The organism is Robertkochia sediminum, from assembly GCF_016786255.1.
Lineage (GTDB): Bacteria > Bacteroidota > Bacteroidia > Flavobacteriales > Flavobacteriaceae > Robertkochia > Robertkochia sediminum.
The window spans coordinates 1-19754 of record NZ_JADMKT010000033.1; the positions used below are offsets into that span (position 1 = coordinate 1).

11 protein-coding genes and 1 pseudogene are annotated in these 19754 nt (G+C 45.2%); 4 read left to right on the forward strand and 8 right to left on the reverse strand.

Annotated elements, in window-relative coordinates; all coding sequences use genetic code 11:
• Nucleotides 1-670: 670 nt before the first annotated feature.
• The 3 genes from IS446_RS00085 to IS446_RS00095 form a co-directional block, all read right to left on the reverse strand.
• Entirely contained in the window at nucleotides 671-1720 is a 1050-nt protein-coding gene (locus IS446_RS00085) for a DUF6515 family protein (protein ID WP_203057134.1), read from the reverse strand.
• Between the two features lie 36 nt (nucleotides 1721-1756).
• Nucleotides 1757-2491 carry a DUF2092 domain-containing protein gene (locus IS446_RS00090; protein ID WP_203057135.1) on the reverse strand — a complete coding sequence of 245 codons (735 nt, stop codon included), beginning with the start codon at nucleotides 2489-2491 and terminating at the stop codon, nucleotides 1757-1759.
• A gap of 383 nt (nucleotides 2492-2874) precedes the next feature.
• The gene (locus IS446_RS00095; RefSeq protein WP_203057136.1) at nucleotides 2875-4353 is read right to left on the reverse strand and encodes a helix-turn-helix domain-containing protein; all 1479 of its coding nucleotides are present in this window, start codon (nucleotides 4351-4353) and stop codon (nucleotides 2875-2877) included.
• Between the two features lie 119 nt (nucleotides 4354-4472).
• On the opposite strand from IS446_RS00095, the gene aceB reads away from it, so the two are divergent.
• Complete coding sequence (gene aceB, locus IS446_RS00100; RefSeq protein WP_203057137.1) at nucleotides 4473-6074, forward strand: malate synthase A; 1602 nt, start codon at nucleotides 4473-4475, stop codon at nucleotides 6072-6074.
• A 117-nt stretch (nucleotides 6075-6191) separates the two neighbouring features.
• Nucleotides 6192-7469, forward strand: coding sequence for an isocitrate lyase (aceA, locus tag IS446_RS00105; protein WP_203057138.1), 1278 nt, complete (start codon nucleotides 6192-6194; stop codon nucleotides 7467-7469).
• A 136-nt stretch (nucleotides 7470-7605) separates the two neighbouring features.
• On the opposite strand, the gene IS446_RS00110 is transcribed toward aceA, so the two are convergent.
• The 5 genes from IS446_RS00110 to IS446_RS00130 all read right to left on the reverse strand — a co-directional run bounded on the left by IS446_RS00110 (nucleotide 7606) and on the right by IS446_RS00130 (nucleotide 16528).
• Complete coding sequence (locus tag IS446_RS00110; protein ID WP_203057139.1) at nucleotides 7606-12489, reverse strand: DNA repair ATPase; 4884 nt, start codon at nucleotides 12487-12489, stop codon at nucleotides 7606-7608.
• Between the two features lie 99 nt (nucleotides 12490-12588).
• Complete coding sequence (locus tag IS446_RS00115; protein WP_203057140.1) at nucleotides 12589-14667, reverse strand: SPFH domain-containing protein; 2079 nt, start codon at nucleotides 14665-14667, stop codon at nucleotides 12589-12591.
• Between the two features lie 11 nt (nucleotides 14668-14678).
• On the reverse strand, nucleotides 14679-15401 hold the full coding sequence (locus IS446_RS00120; protein WP_203057141.1) for a DUF1449 family protein: 723 nt from the start codon (nucleotides 15399-15401) through the stop codon (nucleotides 14679-14681).
• An 8-nt stretch (nucleotides 15402-15409) separates the two neighbouring features.
• Nucleotides 15410-16120: a PspA/IM30 family protein gene (locus IS446_RS00125; RefSeq protein ID WP_203057142.1), complete on the reverse strand. Its 711-nt coding sequence runs from the start codon at nucleotides 16118-16120 to the stop codon at nucleotides 15410-15412.
• A 12-nt stretch (nucleotides 16121-16132) separates the two neighbouring features.
• Nucleotides 16133-16528 (reverse strand): type III secretion system chaperone family protein, encoded by a 396-nt coding sequence (locus tag IS446_RS00130; RefSeq protein ID WP_203057143.1) that lies wholly within the window; start codon nucleotides 16526-16528, stop codon nucleotides 16133-16135.
• Between the two features lie 247 nt (nucleotides 16529-16775).
• Between IS446_RS00130 and IS446_RS00135 the strand changes: the two genes are divergently transcribed.
• Both IS446_RS00135 and IS446_RS00140 read left to right on the forward strand, forming a co-directional pair.
• Nucleotides 16776-17537, forward strand: coding sequence for a helix-turn-helix domain-containing protein (locus tag IS446_RS00135; protein WP_203057144.1), 762 nt, complete (start codon nucleotides 16776-16778; stop codon nucleotides 17535-17537).
• Between the two features lie 441 nt (nucleotides 17538-17978).
• Nucleotides 17979-19754: pseudogene (locus tag IS446_RS00140) on the forward strand (hypothetical protein); the annotation flags it as partial.

Sequence of the window (19754 nt, forward strand, 5' to 3'; positions counted from 1 at the left end):
ATATAGTTTATATATGCTATTATTCAAAGGTTCTTTCCTCCTTTTCTTAAACATCTTAGTATAAAAAGAGGCGGAATAGCGAGAGGGTAACACGCCAAGGCATGTTACGTGTAGTACAACTCCTTTCGAGCCTGCATGGATATTGGCAAACTCAGGTATCTCATTTTACTAAAAACCAAAGACTGTTTAGTAAGCTGGTAGTACGCCTCTTTTTTAATGTTTCCTTTCAATCTTTCTCCAGTCCTCTTCTACGATAACCTGATCTAAAGGACTGAAAAAATGAGATCTGGAACCTGTAGATGGTCTTTAATTTTTTATGTAATTTTAGAAATGAAAGATTTCCAAAGGTTACCCATTCGGTTACCCGGAGGGAGATAAAAAGGAATAACTCAGTGTTTATTTGACTTGAAAATATAGGTTTCATATACTGCCACCCCGACTAGTAAAGCCGAACAACAAGATGTTGTTCGGCTTTTTTTATGCCCAAAAGCGTCGAACGCTTGCGTTCGTAAGCGACTTGGGCATAAAAAAAGACCGTCACCAAGCGCCAGCTTGGTGCGGCTTTCCTGAGCAACGACCCCACTAGAGGATCACGATCCCGACAAGGGAGGGAGGGTGAATCCTGTGTGGTAACAAGGTAACAAGGTAACAAGGTGACAAGGGTGATCTCTTAGTTTCCGGTTTCTTCCATCTCCACGATCTCGTACATATTTTTTCCATCCAGCTGAATGGGCTGATAATAGGTCTCTCCAAACCTCACATAGGTACGGTCGCCTATTCTTACTTCTTCTCCGCCATCAGGAAGGTGAGGCACAATGGTCCCTGCCGTGGCCGGAACTACAACATACCCGTCTTCATTTTCTTCAAAATAAGAGCCACCATAATAATAGTTATAAGTGTTTTCGGTGACCTGTACCCGCTCGGCGGAATCAGGAATACTTTGTACCCTGGCGCCTACGGGAGCCTCCACCAATCGGTAACCATTATCGGCCGGGATATAGAAGTGACCATCGTCGTAATAATACCGGTCATCATTATTGTCATTGGTGATACTCACAATAATGGCCGTAGCTGCAAGCGTCGTGATGAAGAATCCTAATGGCCGGCGGATGCTTCCCCAATAATACGGACGATAGGGATGATACCAATAAGGCCTGTGGCTATAGAAGTAGTAATTTCCCCAGATATAGGGGGGGCGGTAATACGGTCTGTAACTCGGACGAACATAGTGATACCGTCGATAGCGATTATTCTTGTAGCGGTTGTCGACACGGTAATTGGGATTCCTCCCATAGTTTTTATCAGGTCTTTGAACCGGTCTGCTAACCCTGGATACCCGTCCCCGGTCATAGGTATTGTTTCGACCATCTCTGTTGATGGTCGATGGCTGTCTTACCGGCCGGGTCTGTTTTTTTGGTTGTGTTGCCGGGATTCTGGAGGCAGTCCTTGAGGTTGCTCGCTTATAGCCCCCGTTTATGCTACCCTGATCATAGGTGTTTGGTCTGGAAGAAGTTGTTCTGCCTGAGGTATTACCGGACCGTTGAGGACGTTGAGTGGTAGGTCGGGCTGCAGGTCGTGAAGGCGTTGATGCCGGTCGGGATATGGTGCTCTTTGATGCCGGGTGCCTCATACGTTGTGCTTCGGCCTCGGGAACTGAGGCCATAAAGAACAGCATGGTGACAAAAAAAACTTTAAAAAAGAAAGCGTCTGGACGATTCATTGTTTCTTACAATTTAATTTTTTGATATTACGGTTTTCAGAGACTTTTAGGCATAATACTAATGAGCCTGGCATTTTCAGGTGGAGTGAATTTAAAAAGTGCATCGGGTAATTGCTCCCCGGAGTCCCAGGATTCATAAGTGCATTCAAAAATTTCCGGAGTCGGGCCCTTTTTCATGATCAGGTATTTTCTGGGCAGGTAAAGCGTACTGTTTTCTATCCACAACTGGAAATTATGGGTTTCACTCTCTGCAATGATGTGGAAGCACTCCATGCCTTTCAATGTCTTAATTCCGACGTAACGGACCATGTCAAAGTTCTCTAAGACATCATCGGCAAGGGAAGGGTAAAGGACATCGGTACCAGGAAAATTGACCCCAAACGCAGTATGAACACTATCAATAGTAGCGATGATGTTTGATGATGAAGGAATGGTCACATAGTTGTTTTCATCATAGGAATACCAGGTGAGCAAGGCCCCATCGTACCAATAACCCTGGTCGCCACTGTTACCTCGTGAGCGGATTGCAAATCTGTTCGGTCCGCTTAAATAAACATCGTGAGTATTGAAGCGTCGCTCGTACAGTCCCTGTTCGTTTACCTGGTCTTGCATAGTGCTGAGTTTCAAAGTACAGGATTCCATTCCCCCTAAAATTTGTCCCATTTTGTCAATAAGGCCAATGGCAATGGAGTCTACGACTTGCTTGGGTGCCTGCGAAATTCCGAATAAGGGTATCAGACAAAAAATAAGGAGTGATATATAGTTTTTCATCGAGTAATAAGTGGATTTAGTTTCGTTATCGCTTGTAAGTTAGCGAGTTATGAATTTAGTGAATTGTTTTATTTTCTCAAATGAAAGCGCAAATCTTTTTAGCAAAACCAGAAAAGTAGTCAGGAGCACATTCCTATTGCTGACATGTTGATTCAGGTATTCAGCATTATTTCCCCTTTAAAATTCCTCCCTTTACGGTCTTGCTTTGCAACACTCCAAGGAGCCGGCTGTTCCCCTTGTCTGCCGCCAGGTGGGTTCGCTAAAAAGGTCCAACGCCCCCTTTTTTTAAACATAAGGTCTTTACCTGGAGGGTAAAGAATTGAATTTCGATTGGGAATTAATTTAATTGAGCGGCTTTCTTCAGTAACAATACCACTTCGGGATCACGAGTGTTGCGAAATGAGTCCCTGTACGCGTTGTTCTGTTATTTCAAAGCGTTGTTGTTTGAGTAGATTACGAGGTTTAATGGCCCTGACCTCACAATCGGTTATACTGCAACTCTCACAGGTAATGCCTACAGGGATGTCGGGAAGGTCAAGGGCCTGAAGGAGCGGATATTTTCTTTGCAGGTGGGGAGTGATCAGTATGCCCAGACTCGCACTGCGGTATTTCGTATCGTCAAATGGATCGGGTGTTGCCGATGACAGTACAAGGTACTTGTTGCCATTCTCGTAGGTTGATACCTGAGCTCCGAAAATATGGTCATCAGGCATCTTTTGCATTTGCTGCAGGGTTTTTATGGAGATCCATCGTCTGCAATAGTGCTCCTTGTAATTCCTTGTAGATGGTTTTTGGTGTTGTGTAATATGCAACTCTTTACTTAAGGTATAATGCGCATCTCCTTTTTGATGAACGAACCGAAGAAAGAATAGATCCCTGATACCGAAGTCGTGGGTTAGGATATTGGTTAGTCGGTGATAAACACTTTCCGGAGAGGCATTAAATCCTTTCAACATCTCGGTAAATGGTGTCTCGTTCCACGAAGGCGAATGCAGCCAGGTTTTTAGCTTCTCCTGCAGCCTTTTTCGTGAAAGCAGGAGCGCACCGGAAAAATAGGACGCATAAAAGTTATTGAGGACTTCGTCGAAACTGTGGTAGGTGATCCAGGAAAAGGTATATGGGCGCTCCCTGAGAGCAAGATAATTATAAGCGATCTCCTTGCCGAAAATAAATGCCCGCTGGGCTTCGTCGATCGCTGAAGATAGTAATAGCTTCCTGCTTTTGGGTACGAAAACAGATCTTAAATTGTCCAGTAATGGGTCTTTTTCGATACCGTTATCAACGATGTGATAGCCGTATTCCTCAACAAGGATCTCTTCAAGATCGGCAGAAGGTATATTCTTGTCGAGATCCAACTGATAGGCTTCCCCGAAAGATACCGCCTTCGATTCCAGGTCACTAAAGAAATTATTCTCGGCTTCCTGGTAGGAGCGAAGGGCGGCGAGATAAAACCCTTCAAAATCTAAATGATAGGTTTTGGCGATTTCGATGATCGTGCTTATAAACGCATTGACCTTAGAGGGGGCGTTCGAGATAATGTTGATCAGATCGTGCTCTTCAATTCCAAAGAGTTTTAAAGGAAGCTCTTTAAGCACACCACTTTCAAGAATTTCCCCAAGGGGAGCGAGATTCTTATCCAGCTTCAGGGAAACCATATCATCGTAGGTCGTATCCAATGCCTGAGCCAATTCCAGGATCTTATCCTGCTTTGGGTACTTCTTTCCATTCTCAATTTCATTCAGGTACGATTTTGAGAGTCCGCTTTTCTTGGCCAGGCCGTATAGGGATAGGTTTTTTCGGGTACGTAACTGACGCATCTTAAGTCCGAAAATTAGCCTGATGTGTTCTTCTTTTATTGACATAGATCAAATATATAAGATTTAGCGGATATCTTAAAATAAGCGTATTTTGTCTATTTAGCGAACGTTCGCTTGTTTTTGTAAAAAATACTTTTTAATATTGACCACATAATCAATGAATTATGAAAAGATCTGTAGTAAACACCATCTCGCCTATGGCATATGCCAAGGGCGTAAAACAGGAATATCCTGAAATTTTAACCCGGGAGTGTACCTCCTTTCTTGTAGCTCTGCATCGAGAGTTCAATGCGCAACGCTTGCTTTTGCTGGAGCAACGAATCATCACTCAGGAAGCATTTGACAGCGGGGCTTTGCCTGTATTCCCCGAAGAAACGGCCGGGGTGCGACAGGGGGACTGGAAAGCAGCCCCCATCCCACCTGACCTTCAGGACAGGCGTGTGGAGATCACCGGGCCTGTAGATCGTAAAATGATGATCAATGCACTGAACTCAGGGGCAAATTGCTTTATGGCCGATCTGGAGGACAGCACTTCGCCTACATGGTCCAATATTATGGAGGGGCAGATCAACCTCTGTGACGCCGTACGCAAGACAATTGCATTCGTTCATCCGGTAAGTGGTAAAGCGTATCGCTTAAATGATGAGGTTGCCACTCTAATTGTTCGGCCCCGGGGGTGGCATTTGATTGAAAAGAATCTTCTTATTGACGGGGAAACGGTATCTGCATCCTTATTTGATTTCGGAGTGTTCTTTTTCCATAATGCTCTTGAATTGACCAGACAGGGGAGTGGTCCCTATTTTTATTTGCCCAAACTGGAGCATTATCTTGAGGCGAGGTTGTGGAATGAAGTCTTCGTTTTCGCCCAAAATTACCTCTCCATACCGCAGCGAACTATAAAAGCCACCGTACTCATTGAAACGATAACCGCAAGTTTTCAGTTGGATGAGATCATATACGAATTAAAAGATCATATGGCGGGACTTAACTGCGGCCGTTGGGACTACATTTTCTCGTATATCAAAAAGTTTAGAAATCACGATCTGGTTACGCCAAACCGTGCCCAGATCACCATGCAGTCGCCCTTTATGGAGGCTTATTCCCTAAAGGTGATCCAGGTGTGCCATAACCGTGGGGTACATGCCATGGGCGGAATGGCCGCTCAGATACCGGTGAAGAACGATCCGGAAGCTAATGATATCGCTTTTGAGAAGGTTCGTAAGGACAAAGAAAGAGAAGTGAAGAATGGTCATGACGGTACCTGGGTGGCGCATCCTGCGCTTGTGCCGGTGGCCCGAAACATCTTCGATACCCATATGAAGGCACCAAACCAGGTTAGTCGTTTGCGCGATGATGTGAATATTGCAGAAAAGGATCTTTTGAAAGTTCCTGAAGGAGAATTAACTGAGGCAGGTGTTCGACTCAACATTCATATCGGATTGCTTTATCTGGTATACTGGTTAAATGGCAATGGGGCAGCTGCGCTGTACCATTTAATGGAAGACGCTGCTACGGCAGAGATTTGCAGGGCGCAGCTTTGGCAGTGGTATCATAAAAAGGTACAACTTCCCGACGGGAGGCTCTTCGATGATGTCTGTTATGAAGAGTTGTTCCAAAAGGAGTTGCCCAAGGTCAAGTTTTACCTGACTACTCATGGATTAGGATTGGATAAACTTGACGATGCCATAAGTATTTTCCACGATCTGGTCCTGATTAATTCCTTTGAAGAATTTCTAACCCTGAAGGCTTATCCCTATCTGGAATAAACAGGGCATAAACTTCTCATCGTTCGCATTCTATACTCACGTTTAATACGTTTTATTACTCCTTGAAATTCAGGGGGCTGGGAGTCTTTTTATCTAATACAAACCAAAATTTACATTATGAAAACAAATGAACAAGCAATTATCCTAAAAGAAAAGTGGACTAAGGATCCGCGTTGGAATGGGATCAAAAGGCCTTACTCTGCAGAGGAGGTGATTCAATTAAGAGGCAGCTACCAGATCGAGTACAGTTTGGCCAGGAGAGGGGCAGAGACCCTATGGAAAAAACTGAATAGTCAGGAGGTCGTGGCTGGTCTGGGGGCGCTCACCGGAAATCAGGCAGTACAGGAGGTCGACGCAGGTTTGGAAGCCATATACCTAAGTGGCTGGCAGGTTGCTGCAGACGCAAATCTCGCCGGCGAAATGTACCCGGATCAATCCTTGTATCCGGCCAATAGTGTACCTATGGTAGTTAAGCGTATCAATAACGCCCTGCTACGTGCCGATCAAATTCAACATGTGAACGGGGTGGCTGATAAAAAGGATTATTTGGTACCCATTGTTGCCGATGCCGAAGCGGGATTCGGAGGAAATCTTAACGCTTTTGAACTCATGAAGGGAATGATCGAAAATGGGGCTTCAGGGGTTCATTTCGAAGATCAGTTGTCTTCTGCAAAAAAGTGCGGACACCTTGGGGGGAAGGTCCTGGTGCCGACAAAAGAGGCCATTCAAAAACTCGTGGCAGCACGTCTGGCTTCAGATATCATGGATGTTCCTACAGTGATCATCGCTCGTACTGATGCCGATGCTGCTAATCTTATCACTTCTGATATTGATCCCAGAGACCGAAAATTCATTACCGGAGAGCGTACAGAAGAAGGGTTCTCTCGTGTAAAGAACGGAGTACTGCAGGCAATAGACCGCGGCCTGTCTTATGCGCCTTATGCAGACCTCTTATGGATGGAAACATCGACCCCTGATCTCGAGCAAGCCAGAGCCTTTGCAGAGGCCATCCATGAGCAGTTTCCCGGAAAGCTACTGGCGTATAATTGTTCTCCTTCTTTTAACTGGGCGGCTAAATTAACTGAAAAAGAAATGCTGACCTTCCGTGAGGAGCTCGCCGCAATGGGGTATAAATTCCAGTTCATAACCCTGGCCGGTTTTCACGCGCTTAATACCAGTATGTTTAAGTTGGCCAAGGCTTATAAGGAGCGGGGTATGGCCGGATATTCCTCGCTTCAAGAGAATGAGTTTGCCTTGCAAGCTGAAGGATTCAGAGCGGTAAAACACCAGTCTTTTGTGGGGACCACTTATTTTGATGCTGTTCAAAATACCGTTACCCGAGGGAAGTCGGCTACCGTAGCTATGAAAGATTCTACCGAGGTAGCGCAATTTTAGCCATCGACGATGAGATCCTGAAGCCTGTTCGGGACTCTCAAAACATAATACCCCCATCTGCTACAGACGGGGGTATTTAATTAATTCGGTTGATGTAAAAGCAACCGCAACCTTCCCGGGTCAAAGGGTAGGTTGCCTATTTCCCGTTTACCGTATGGTTAAGTCCGATGCTGAGTACATTCCTTATCCCTTCCAGATTTTCACTGAAAGACATGAGCTGTGCAACCACCTGGGCCATTTCATTATCAGCTCCCAGTCCGTTAAGTTTATTGATTCGTTTAAAGTTTTCTTTAATGGACTCCCATCGTTCCCTTTCTTCAGCAGACATAATACCTCGAAGCTCCTTGAATTTTAAGAGGTTGGCCTCTGCCTGAGAGGTCAGGGTCTGACTCTCATTCTCGTAATGCGATCGAATAAGGGTGTTGAGCTCTTCGCCATTCATGATGGGAACCACCTTGGCTACCAGTTTATTCATATCCCTGTATGACCCCTGAAGTTTAAAGGCGGGCTCTGTGCGGTAGGCGTCTTCCATTCCCGCAGATCGAATATAGGTTTCATTCACCTTAAGCACGGTTTCCCGTATATTCATCACCTTTTCAAGAACCGCTCTGAAATCATTGATCTCCTGTGGGGTGTAATTTCCTTCAAGGTCATTGATCTCGGCATTGTGCTCTACCACATTGGTGAGGGTATAGATATCTTTAAAGCTTTTGTTGGCCACCTGTCGCAATACGGGATTGGCGGTAACGGCATTTTCCAGCAAGCTTAACCTGAAGAGGTCGGCGGTATCTCCAATGATATCTCCCAAATTGTAAATATCGGCCCTGTTGGCCAGCATATCTGGTATACGGAACTTTTCTCCGCTTTCGGTATACGGGTTTCCGGCCATGATCACACAGAACTTCTTGCCCCTGAAATCATATGTCTTGGGTTGGTTATTGTAAACGCCTTCCATACGTCGGGTACCATCGGCAAGGGAGATGAACTTTTGCAGGAATTCGGGGTTGCAATGCTGGATGTCATCTAGATACAGCATGACGTTATTTCCCATTTCAAAGGCGAGGTTTAACTTCTTGAGTTCTTCCCGGGCTGCTGAGTTATTGGCTGCCTCGGGATCTACAGAGGTGATCTCATGCCCGATAGAGGGTCCGTTGATCTTCATGAATACCAGTCCCAGGCGGTTTGCCACGTACTCCATGAGGGTGGTTTTTCCATATCCGGGAGGAGAGATCAGCAGAAGCATTCCCATGCGGTCGGTTCGGCTGTTTTCACCTACCGTTCCTAATTGTTTTGATAGGTTTTCACCGATCATGGGTAAATAGACTTGGTCTATAAGTTTATTCCTTACAAAGGAGGAGAGTACCCTCGGTTTGAACTCATCCAGGCGTAATTGCTTTTTAAAGCGTTCTATAGCCTCGTGCCGTGCCTTGCGATACTCCAGATATCCGGGCACGGTATGGGTGATAAATTGTGCTAACCTTCCTGTAAATTCATGAAAGTCGAAGGCTAAAACACCTCCTTGTATATTTTGATGGTCACCTTTGAGCTCCCTGATCTCTGCCTTGGCCGAACTGCTGTTCACATTGGCATTGGCATGGGGGAGCAGGAGCAGGGCTGCAGCCTCTTCAAGATAGTTGTTGTCATAGGCCTGTTGGTTATTTGAAATAAAGGCATGCAACCATTGTCGTACCAAGCGGATCTTTGCAGAGATGGTTGGAAGTTGCTTCAGACTGTTCTCGAATGAGGTCACCGCTTTTTCACGTTTTAACATCTGCTGAAACTCTTCGGCGATCTTGTTGGCCATACCGCTCACTTCAAATTCATCGTCACCCTGAAGTTCCTTAAACAGGTACAGCGACATGTCTTTGGCTTGATGCGGAAGGTATAGTTTGGTATGTTCACCAAAGGCGATAAGTGCCGTTTCCAGCTCTTGGAGGAGGTGGTCGCATTCCCTGGTAGCGGGGAATATTTCTAAAACGGCTCCAGACGCTTTGATGGCATGATTAAAGTAATGCCTGGATTCCTTGCTCAGATCGTGCCAGAAAAACTGCGCATAGGCTCTGACCGAGGGGGCGAAGCGCAGCAAGCCAAGATTAAGATGCTTTTGAATGAGCACCTCGAGGATCTTTACAGCGTCTTCGTCGTGAACTCCTTTGACATACCCTTCGCTAAAGTTCTTCCGGCTTTCTTCTCTTACGAGAGAAGTCAGTTGCTCCTTATCGTGTTTAGCTATGTCTGCAGACGAAAGTTTCTTATAGATCTTATAAGCCAGGTATGACGACCGGTATACAGTTTCGTTTTCTGAAACCAGGTCCTGCTCCCAAAATTCGATACTTCTTTCAAGCACCGGATCGTTTAGTTTTTGATAGAAATCGGTACCACCAAGATGGTAGTATAAGTGCTTGTTCTTAAACACGATGCTCAGATCGACCCCCTGGTTATTTACTCCGAACCTGAAAGGGCCCAGTTTGATCACATGATCGCCATCTTCGTAGAGTTCCAGCTTATCTTTTAATTTACGTAGGGCGTCTTCTTTACTGGTTTTAAGGGCGGTGGCGATCTTTTCGGCATTACCGCTATCGTCCAGTTCGCGAAGTTGTTTTACGATGTCCCTGAGCTTTTCGACCATGAGGTCTGATGCAAAGTAGCCGTTGATATCGTTAGCCGATTTGAACGTTTGTGCTTTGTTGCTTACACCTTTAAGAATACGCTCAGAAGCGTTGATCAGGGCGATTACTCTTTTATTTCGCTTTTCCTTGATGGCGTTCTTGCGGTTGTCAAAGACGTTGTAGATCTCTTCTCTCTTTTCGGTAAGCTGCTCCAGGTATTCATCGAATTCAGCAAATTTGCCTTCCAGCTCTTCCAGTTGCACACTCACCTTATTTTGAAAATCATCACATTGATCGGCCGTGGTCGCCATATCGATGTAATTGATCACACTTTGATCGATGAGTTTGATCTGGGCGGTAAAATCGGCGCGGGCTTCTTTAGATCCCAGGTCTTTTACACGGGCTTTGATGGCTGCTTTGAGCTGATTGATCTTTGCAAAGATCAGGGATACGTTGTCAATGATATCTGCCGATTGAGAGGTGTCTTCGATATGGAGGTTGGTTACGATATCGATGAGCATTTCCAGTTCGGTGGTAATAGTATTCACATCGCTTTCCAATGCTTTTACATCGACTACTTTTTTAAGGGAAGTAAGCTGCTCAGACTTTTCATCGACCTTGTTGTGGTACGGCTCCAGAGCCGTGTCTTTTAGTAGGAATTCAACACACCTTCTGGAGATGAGTTCGTTTTGCTCTGCCAGTGCGGTTTCAAATGCGGCGATCTGGTCCGGATCGGTGTAGCGCACCTCTTTGAGTCCGATAACTTCGCCGCGCAAACGCCTTAGGGATGAAAGGATCTCTACGAATTCATCGATGGTCTTGAACGATGTGCTCTTTACGGCAGACAGGAGGGTGTCTGTTTTTTGTTGTATGGCCGTAGTGGCCTTGTTTGCATTGCGTTTTAAATGCAGTACTTTCTGGAATTCATCGACGGCGGCATTCGCTGCTGTATTGAGTTCTTCAAGGGGGGCGAACAGGAATCCGGCCTCTTCACTTTTTAACCAGTGGTATGAGTCAATAATGTTCTTGGTGGCCCGGGCAATATCGGTATAGAGTCCGTCGTAGTTGTCTTCTTTCTGAAGCAGGGTGATGAGTTCCTGGGATTCGGCCATGGCCTTTACGATCTCCTTGTTTCCGATCTTGTAAAGCATGGTGTCCTGGTGTTCTGAGGGCATGATCTCACCTTCCAGATAAGGAGTTTGCCAGATCTGGATCATATGGTGTTTGGTTTGCTCTTCATCGGCTTTGAAATAGCAAAGCTGGCCCTGGGGAAGTATGGTGAATCCGCCACAGACGATAGGAGTCTTTATTTTCTGATCGATAACATTATAATCCATGAGCACCTGGGTGCCTTCGGTCTGTGAATAGAACACATAGAGGTAGTCTTCTCCGTTCGGGGAGCTTATGACCTCCTGGAACTTGAGACTAGAAAGTTGGTTCTCTACCACGTGGTATTCGCCGGTTTGGAGGTAATACCCATTGGGGAATATGATCCCCTGATTATCGGGTAGCAACACGGCAGTATCTTTAATGGAGTCTATGCGCTGTACTTCCTGCATTTTGTGGTTGTATACAAAAAAACGCGAATCTTCCTGAAAGGGTTTGATCTCGATCACAATGAGGTTGCCCAGATCGGCGTATTTCACTTCTCCATCGTCCAGAGTCTGGTCGTGGTAATCTACCGGTTCGTTATAGATCCCTTTACCATCGTCTGTATTGTCTTCGATCTTAATGGTGAGGTCGCCACCAATGGTTTCGACGAATACCTTGTCGAGGATAGAAATGTGAGGATGTTCCCCGTACCGCTGCATGTCTCTGGTAGCTTCCTGCCACCTGAACTGGTGTTGGTCTGGGGTGGTATATTCGTGTTCACTGCGGTTGTCTACATAAGTAAGGGTATTGTCTTTTACCAACCATTTAAAGGTCTTAATATCGCTCTCGCGTTCGCTGAGCTGAAAGACCATATGAAGAAAGTTGCCTATCCTTGCAAATTTCACGAAGATGGTATTCCTGTAGTATTTGTAGAGGTTAGAGAAGTCGGTGAGAAAGGTCTCATCTTCGAGTAAGGCTATGGATGAGGGTGAGAAGGAATTATTTTCAAAGGTATAGACGCTGAACACGTCAGACAGCTCGATCTCTGTTCGCAATCCGAAATGCACATTATACCCGAAAATACAGGTGTTTGCAAGTGATACGATATCCCTGGCAATACAGTTGTTTTCTGTGCTGATCCTGTTATTGGCCAATAATTCTGTTTCTAAGGAACCGAAGACATTTTTACGGGATTCGTTTAAGGTATGTAACCGTTGCTGAAGTTCCGATCGGTGGGTATTGAGTCGTTTTCTTATGATCTCATAAGTACCTTCATCTAAAGACTCTTGGGCTTTGGCGCTATGTTTTTCTTGATTCATTTACAGTGCGATTGATTAGGAATAGAAACGGGGATGAATGGATGACAGCGAGAAATAATAAAGGCTGCCGTCTTGAAACAACAGCCTTTTTAGTGATGGTTAGTGTTTGATAGAAGGGAGTCGCTTATCTGAAAGTCCCATTCCCTGAGCCAGGTTGTAAAGGTTACTCAGCATGGTCTTCTCTGAAGCGTCGTTAGATCGCGATCTCAACTCCATAAGCAACCCTGCTACGGTGAGGTTCTTGATATCTTCTGAAGAGATACCGTATTTCTCAGAAAACTGCTTCACTTTGGCGAGCAGATTTCCCTTTATGTCATCGCTCCCGAGGATGGAATTTTTGATCTCCTGGATATTGGAGCTGTTATTTACCATTTTGTCAATGCCTTTTCCAGTTGCGATCTGCCCCATGATCTGTTCGAAGAACATGGTTTCACCTCCAATGATCTCGATATTGGCGGCCTTTAAGGCGTTGCTGATCACTTCGGCCTGAGCGTCGGCGATCTCTTTTTGAATATTGATCTGTGCCATCTCGACTTGTAATTCCTTGTCGAGGCGCAGTTTGAATTCTTCGTGGTCTCTTCCAACCCCATCCAGTTTTTTCATGGCGGCAGCTTTCTCTTCGAGTCCCGCAGCATCGGCCAGCGCTTTCTCTTTGATCACCTCGGCGGCGGCTTTTCCTTCTTTAAGGTCGGCTTCTGCTTTGGCTTCTATACCTGCAGCTTCTGCCTTGGCCTTTTTCTCAATAATAAGCGCTTCAACAAGACCCTGACGCTCGTTCGCATCGGCTTTGGCGTGCATCACCTGAGCTTCAGACATACCCAGGGTAGCTTCCTCTTTCGCTTTTGCTTCGGCAATGGTCTTTCTGGCTTCTGCCTCTTTCTCGCTGGCTTCTTTACGGGCCTGAGCTTCAATATTGATCTCTTCAGCGCGTTGCTTGGCAGCTTCCTTACTGGCCTCGGCCATTTTAATGGTCTTGATCAGGTCTTCCTGGGCATTGGCCTCGGCAATGGTGATCTTCACCTGCTTCTCACGATCGGCAGTTTTGAAAGCTTCGATATCTTTCATGTTCTCCTGCTCTTCAATAACACCTTTCTCGAGCATAACACGATCGCGGATCACATCCTGAATATTTTTCTTTTCAACCTCTACCACCTTCTCTTTTTCGATCTGGGCGAGGGTGACCACGCGCTCTCTTTCGGTAGCTTCCAGCATGCGGTCTTTTTCTACGCGCTCGGTTTCAACGGCCTGGGTGCGTTCTTTGTTCTTGGCGGCAACGATGATCTGTCGCTGCATGTTCTCCTCAGAGACCTTCACCTTCTCTTCGGTAGAAATACGTGCAGACTCTGACTTAAGACGCTCTTCTTCTGCAACCTTTTTGATCTCAGCCTCTTCACGGGCCTTGATGTTAGAGATCTCTCTTTTTTGTTGCTCTTCTTTTTCTGCCAATTGCTTGTCCAGTTCAAGGATGGCCTCTCTGGCTTCAACATCCTGTTTTCTGATGGTTTTCTCCTCATCGCGTTTAATGAGGTTGGCTTTCATGTTTTGAACGGCGGTAAGCTCGGTGATCTTCTTGATACCTTCGGCATCCAGAATGTTATCGGGCTTGAGATGGCTTATCGGGGTTTGTTCCAAAAAGTCGATGGCGCAATCCTCCAGGGTATATCCGTTAAGGTCGGTACCGATAATATCAACGATCTCATCTCTGAACTCTCTTCGTGCTTCGTACAGCTCAGTGAACTGGAATTTTTTACCTACGGTCTTTAAGGCTTCAGAGAACTTGGCTTCGAAAAGGTCTTCCAGGGTCTCGATACGCGAAGCCCGGTCTACACCAATGGTCTGCGCCACTCTTTTGATAAAGGTAACATCGTTGTTCACCCTTACGAAGAAGGCAACTTTGATATCGGCACGCATATTGTCCTTACAAATGAGGCCTTCCTGGGCCAGGCGCTCGATCTGTATCTTCTTCACAGAAATATCCATGATCTCTACCTTGTGGAATACAGGAACTACATAGAGTCCTTTATCGGTAGCCACTTTTGTTCCCCCGAAACCGGTTCGAACCAGGGCTCTGCCCTGAGGCACTTTTTTATAGAACATCGCGATGATCGCGAAGTACACGATGATCAGGAAAAGGATCCCCCCTAATCCTAACGCGATGATGGGTAATAGTTGATTCATTAGTTTAGTTTTTATTGGTTATACGATTGTACGAAAAAGTAATTCTTGTCTTCAGACTGTTTGATGATCAGGATCTTATCCTGGTAGTTGAGTGTCTCGCCATTCAAGGCTTTCACGTATACCGAATAAGAGTTTCCGTTGACGCTGAGTTCTGCATTCCCCATTTTCTTTCCTGAAATAGAGGAAAGGAGTACGCCTTGTCTTCCTATAAAATCTACTGCCCGATCGCCGTCCTTATTCAGATTCTTAAAAAAGCCTTTAAATGGCGTGGTAAAGATCTTTGTGGCAAAAAGGGAAGTGACAAAAGCGATGATCATGATCCCGAATCCGAACACATTGTTATAGCTATAGGTAAGGGCCGTAGCCAGCACCGTGGTAAACCACCACAGAAAGACAAAGCAGGTAAAGGTGAACATGAAAGGCAGGCCAACAAAGTTGAAATAGATCAATACGATCTGCCACCATTTCAGGGGTTGTATGCGTTTCCCTACCACGTCTTCCTTATTGAGCTCGGCATTCGAGATATCATTGAAGTCCATATTACTGCCTTCGGCCGAAATAGCGGTGTCGACATTGGCGTCTGCCTCTATGTCAACATCCAAGTCGATGTCCATATCCAGGTCAAAATCGATCCCGCTGAACATGGTAGCGATCCAGTAAATGATGAGCAGTAGAAACAAACACGTCAATATGGTGTTTACTTCAGAGAATAGTATGTCGGTGAGACTAGTCAAGGGTGGTGTTATTTAGTGTCGTTCATACCTAATTGTTCCTTAAGCTTATCCAATTCGCCATCGGCATTGGCTTCGGTAGAATTGGCAGCTTTATCCAGTTCTTCGTCAATAGAGGTCGTGGCATTGGCAATATCTCCATAGGCTTCGGCCAGGGCTTCTTCCTGGGCTACCTTCTCCTTCATTCTTTCCAGCATGCTTACCGTACTGCTACTGTCTATTTCGGCCATTTGCTTGTTCAGGCTTTTGGTAGCATTGCTCACCTTAACCCTGGCCTTGAGGGTACGCAATTCGTTCTCCCACTGGCTGATATTCGATTTGATGGTTTGAATATTCCTTTCCAGCTGGGCCACATTGTCGTTGAATTTTACGGCTTCGTTACCGGAGCGGTCGGCTTGGCTTTGAGCCTCCTCCTTTTTGATCAGGGCTTGTTTGGCCAGGCGGTCGGCTTCTTCTTTTTCCATTTCGCCACTGGCCCCTTTTTTAAGGATCAATACGGCCTTATTGTGATAGTCGTCTTTCTTTTCGAGATAGGTGTCCTTGTCGTTCTTGGCTCTGATAGCCAGGGCCTTTACCTGGGCAAGCGCTTCCATGTTCTTGTTGAGGTCTTCTTGCAGATCCCGTAACCCCTGCTCTGTCATTTTGATGGGGTCTTCCATGTGGTCGATCGCTGAATTGGCCTCAGCCTGACCGATCTTAAATAGTCTTTTAAAGATGTTCATAACCTAAAGATTTTAAAGTTTAGAGAATTCGATTATTTTATCTGAGTATTCACTCATTAGCAGGCTGAGGGAGTTTAATGATCCTTCGAGCTCATTCAGATCCATATTTTCTATTTGGATGGTATCGCGAAAGATCACCCGGCTTCCGGATTCTTCAAGAACGAAGGCTCCGTGTATGATGTCCCGGTTTTTTTGAAGGAGATCCTTATAGATCATTTCACGTTGGTTGTTGATACGAAACAGGAACTGTTCCATGATCAAAATGGGAGGGGCTACACCGATGATAAGATCCTTGATCCCGAAACTTTCTTTGCGAATGATCAGAATACCATCTTTTTCATCCTGGTGGGTGATGTTAAAATCCAACTCAAGAAGGTAGTCCCTGGTGGTGTGGAAAAAGTTTTTCATTGGCTAATAGTTTTAGTCAGCTATTAGGTTGGCACTGTAATTATACGAAACACAGTGCTTAACCTTAAATTATTTCGTAAGAATTTTCAATATTTTATTAACCGTATTGTTACAGTAAAAGAGGAGATGTTGCGGTATTGTTACACATCTTTTTTTGCTATAATAATTAGTGATTACGTTAAAAAATGCTAAATTTGTTAGGTAAATATAAGACAAAACTTATATTGATGCAAATAAAATTAGCATTATGTCATATTTTGGTAAGAATATTCGTAAGATCAGAAATCTGAAAAACCTGAGTCAACAGGCAATGGCAGAGGTTTTTGAGTTGAAACGAGGGGCACTGGGAGCGTATGAAGAGGGAAGGAGTGAGCCTAAGATCGATACCCTGATCAAGTTTGCTAATTATTTTGGCATTTCGATCGATGACCTTTTGACAAAAGAGCTAACGGTTAACGACCTGCTTAAATTCAGGGGCGACCAGGTACATTCTGCATTGATACGGCAAATACCGATGACAGAGATCCCTTATATCAATACCGGGAACGAGGTTGATTATATGAATGACAGTACTAAACAGGGTTATGTAGGTGATTTTCCAAGGATCGTACTTCCTGTAGATAATAGAGATCATAAGGTGTTGCGTAGCTACCAGATAGATAACCTCGAAATGAGTAAGGGAGATACCGGTCTGTATCCCGGAGATGTCGTAATTGGAGAGTTGCTGCAACCTGAAGAGTTTGCTTTTCTGGAGAGCGGGACCCTGGTCTTGTTGGTGACGTCACACAAGATGATCCTTCGGCAGTTGGTTAAGGATGATAAAGGCTTTTTACTAAAGGCAACCGATCCCAATTTTAAAGATATAGCGGTTCAAGACCTTAACGATTTTAAGGAGGTCTGGAAGATCCGGCATGTTCTGCATAAAGATATAGGCTCCAGAGCTTCAGAAATAGAAGATCGCATAAAGTTCATCGAAAGCGAGCTTCGGAAATTGAAGGATTCCCTTTGATAGTACTTCATCATTATCTTCTTAAAGGACCATAAAGGTTCTTAAGGTCCCTGTTTGGGTATGACCATCGAATGTACAAGGGGGGGGCATTGCTGTGTCTTGCTTGTTTTCTGTTTTAACGCTTCTTTCTTGTTTATTCTTGACAGGCCTGAGGTCAAGCTCAATTACTTTACGATGGGTTACTTTGACGGTCAAGTCATGGACTTTTCTATTTGTGATCTCTTCGCTTTTTATACCGTAATAATTGCCCGGAAGCGGTTGTCAAGAATATGATAATAGTTTTCAACAATTGTAAGAATTGTTGTCCAAAAGCAGTACTATTGCACGATTTTTTATATGTACTCATCCCTTATGTTTACTGGGGTTGGGAGATGATCAGTGCTTTTGGATTGCTATTGCGCTGACAGTCAGTAAAATCACATGTAACCCTAACCTATTTCTATGAAAATACCACTACTTTTTTCAAAGAGGCTATGGCTCTTTGCAACAATTTTGGTTGTTCAAATGTCTTTCGGACAATCTTCCGGACAGATATTTATCCCGGCAACTCCTGCTACCAATCCTATGGATCCGAACGGGGACGGTTGGATCACGGCTACCGGTGCTGCCTTTACCGGAGGTAATGAATTACCGGAATTTGAAATTCCCTTTAAAGAGGTACCCCAGCTTACCGATGAGCCTTCTGCCGACTTGCAGACGGGAGCTTCCTGTGCAGCATCAGAGATCGTTAGTGATCCTGTTACAGGATCTGCAGGGAGTTATTACTACATATCCGACCCGGATGGAATTCCTGACAATGGAGATGAATTAATGCTCTTCAGACTTCGTATCGCAAAAGATGCGACCGGGGCATTTGGGTATAGTTTCCTCTTCGATACCGATGTGGCCTTTGGTCCTGCCGATGCTAACAGTTTAGCAGGAAATCCCGGATTCGAAAGAGAGGTCATCTACGGAAGTGGAGGAAAGAACAACGATGTACTCGTACTGGATGTAGACGGAACTGCTTCAAAAGCAACCACGATAAGTACGTATAGTTTTACTACAAATTACCAACGCTCTTACGGTCTCAATAATAATGCGAGCTGTACCGGAGATGTGCCGGTATTTATCGATTGGTATGTGCCCCTGTCTGATATTGGGGTAACAACCACTCAAAATTTCAGGGTCGCCGTTGCCACTTCAAGTTCCCCGGCTTCGGCACTCGGAGGGTCGGCTTCTGATATTTTAGGAGTTGACGGTAACGTGATCGCAGGTGACGACGATCAGTTTAAGGCCGCGATCTTCGCTTCTTCAGACTTCGATAATGACGGAATCACAGATATCAATGATCTCGATGATGATAATGACGGTATATTGGATACCCAGGAAACTCCGGGTGGCGTTAATCCAAATGCCGATTCCGATAATGATGGAATTCCTGATTACCAGGACCCTGATTACCCGGGATTTATCGATTCTAACGCAGATGGCATTAATGATAATTTTGACACCGATCAGGATGGTTTAGAAGACCATATAGATACTGATGCCGATGGCGATGGCTGTCCCGATGTAGTGGAAGCCGGGTTTACCCAAAGTACAACAACTCCCGGAACATTGGCCGGAACCGGCTTTGGTGCCGACGGACGGGTCACCGGGAATACCAATGGATATACAGGAACCAATGCCGATGTAACGGATGCATTGGCAAATGTCTGTGCATCGGATCCCGATTCTGATGGGGACGGATTAACAGATGCTCAGGAAACTACTTTAGGTACGGACCCTAATAATGCTGATACTGATGGTGATGGTATTAATGATGGACAGGAAGTTAATACAGATAACACCGATCCGCTTAATGCCTGTTCACCAGCACAATCCGCCGGATATACCGGATATGATGCAAGTAATGCCATTTGGGCTGCGGGTGATTGTGATGGTGACAATGTTCTCAACGGAACTGAAGCCACCAACGGAACTGATCCTTATGATGTTGATACCGATGGAGATGGAAATGGCGATGCGACTGATGCGAATCCGCTTTCACCTGTAGCAGTAGCTGATGCTTCAAATGCTTCTTCAGGGAATGCGACCCAGGTAGATATTCTTGCTAATGACGATTTTTTACCGAATAACAATACTGCCAACCTTGGCATAACTTCGCTATCTGACACCGGGAATGGCTCAGCGTCCGGATCGGCGAGTTTTGACGCAACTACGGGAATCCTGACCTAT

What these genes read in the sequence shown, in the direction of transcription:
- IS446_RS00085 (WP_203057134.1), bottom strand. Translation starts at nt 1,720, where the DNA reads ATGAATCGTCCAGACGCTTTCTTTTTTAAAGTTTTTTTTGTCACCATG.
- aceA (WP_203057138.1), top strand. Translation starts at nt 6,192, where the DNA reads ATGAAAACAAATGAACAAGCAATTATCCTAAAAGAAAAGTGGACTAAG.
- IS446_RS00110 (WP_203057139.1), bottom strand. Translation starts at nt 12,489, where the DNA reads ATGAATCAAGAAAAACATAGCGCCAAAGCCCAAGAGTCTTTAGATGAA.
- IS446_RS00095 (WP_203057136.1), bottom strand. Translation starts at nt 4,353, where the DNA reads ATGTCAATAAAAGAAGAACACATCAGGCTAATTTTCGGACTTAAGATG.
- aceB (WP_203057137.1), top strand. Translation starts at nt 4,473, where the DNA reads ATGAAAAGATCTGTAGTAAACACCATCTCGCCTATGGCATATGCCAAG.
- IS446_RS00125 (WP_203057142.1), bottom strand. Translation starts at nt 16,120, where the DNA reads ATGAACATCTTTAAAAGACTATTTAAGATCGGTCAGGCTGAGGCCAAT.
- IS446_RS00090 (WP_203057135.1), bottom strand. Translation starts at nt 2,491, where the DNA reads ATGAAAAACTATATATCACTCCTTATTTTTTGTCTGATACCCTTATTC.
- IS446_RS00115 (WP_203057140.1), bottom strand. Translation starts at nt 14,667, where the DNA reads ATGAATCAACTATTACCCATCATCGCGTTAGGATTAGGGGGGATCCTT.
- IS446_RS00135 (WP_203057144.1), top strand. Translation starts at nt 16,776, where the DNA reads ATGTCATATTTTGGTAAGAATATTCGTAAGATCAGAAATCTGAAAAAC.
- IS446_RS00130 (WP_203057143.1), bottom strand. Translation starts at nt 16,528, where the DNA reads ATGAAAAACTTTTTCCACACCACCAGGGACTACCTTCTTGAGTTGGAT.